Raw genomic sequence first — 1445 nt, forward strand, 5'->3', positions numbered from 1 at the left:
AGTTTCGCTGTAGTGATAAGTTAGTCTTGATTACCCTGGTCCCGGTATTCCAGGAGTTTATGCAGTTCCTGCAAAAGCTCTTCCCAGGCCCGGCTGACCCCTTCCAGATCCTTTTCTCTGGCTGCCAGATCCAGCTCACTGGACTTTTGTGCCGCCCCGGCAACACACAGGGTGCCCAGGGCCCCTTTCAGCTTGTGCCCCAGGCTGGAGACTGCATCCATGTCCTGCCTGTCCACAGCATCCTGGAGGTTATCCCTGTATTGCTGCAGTTCATCCTGCAAAAAACGCTGAAACATCCCGGACCAGAAATCCACGTGCCCGGCATAGCGCTTATCCAGGTCTTCCCTGCTTATAAAATCCGGGACCATGTCCCCTTTTTTCGTTTCCGGCTCCTGAGTCCCGGACTGATCTCCCTGAAGAACCCCGCCGCCTCCCGGGACCGCCAGGGAGGATATCTCCTGCAGAAGCTTTGATGGATCCACAGGCTTGGAAACATACCCGTCCATGCCTTCTCCCAGAAACTTCTCCCTGTCTCCGGGCATGGCATAGGCTGTCAGGGCGATAATGGGAACCCTGGCCGAGTCCCGGGACCCGGCATCCGGCGTCCCACCTCTTGCCCCATGCTCCATGCCCCTTTCTCCAAGCCTTTCCCCCTCCATGCTCCTGATTCTCCTGGTGGCCTCCAGCCCGTCTATGCCGGGCATCTGGATGTCCATGAGAATCAGGTCGAATCTGCCCGGTTCAAAGGCACTTACTGCTTCTTCACCGTTGGAGGCGAACTGTACCCTGTGTCCCCTGCTTTCCAGGAGATAGCCCATGTATTCCCGGTTAAGCTCTACATCCTCCACCACCAGGATGGACAAAGGACTGGAAATACCAGCATCGGCGGCCCGGTCTTCCAGCTCTTTTGCCTTCTTGTCTTCCACACTGCTGATCCCCAGGGTCAGAGCAAACGAAAATACGCTTCCCCGGCCCGGCGTGCTTTGCACCTGGATCTCCCCGCCCATCATCTGAACCAGTCTCTGGGATATGGCCAGACCCAGTCCGCTTCCCTGGTGCTTCTTGCCGTAGGTTATATCCGCCTGGGTAAAGCTGTCGAAAAGCCTGGGCAAAAACTCCCCGGAAATCCCTTCGCCGCTGTCCTCCACCTGAAACTCTACAGTGGCCTTGTGCTCATCCATGTCCATGGCTTTGACCCGGATGAGCACATGCCCTGCCTGGGTAAACTTGACTGCATTGCTCACCAGGTTGCGCAGGACCTGCTCCAGGCGGTGGGCATCCCCGCGGACATATTCCGGAAGCCGGGAATCTGCATCCACCTTGAGCGCAATGCCCTGGTTCCGGGCCTGGATGGAATACAGGCCAAGCACCCGCCTGACTAAGGATCTCAGGGAAAAATCTTCGTGAACCAGGTCCAGCTTGCCCGCCTCTACCTTGGACAGGTC

1 protein-coding gene is annotated in these 1445 nt (G+C 57.4%); it reads right to left on the reverse strand.

Features of this window, described 5'->3' with window-relative positions; all coding sequences use genetic code 11:
- Positions 1-20: 20 nt before the first annotated feature.
- Positions 21-1445 (reverse strand): ATP-binding protein (locus D5S03_RS05415; RefSeq protein ID WP_287042918.1); only part of this gene is annotated, 1425 nt, incomplete at its 5' end.

It is taken from the genome of Desulfonatronospira sp. MSAO_Bac3, from assembly GCF_003838035.1.
Classification (GTDB): domain Bacteria; phylum Desulfobacterota; class Desulfovibrionia; order Desulfovibrionales; family Desulfonatronovibrionaceae; genus Desulfonatronospira; species Desulfonatronospira thiodismutans.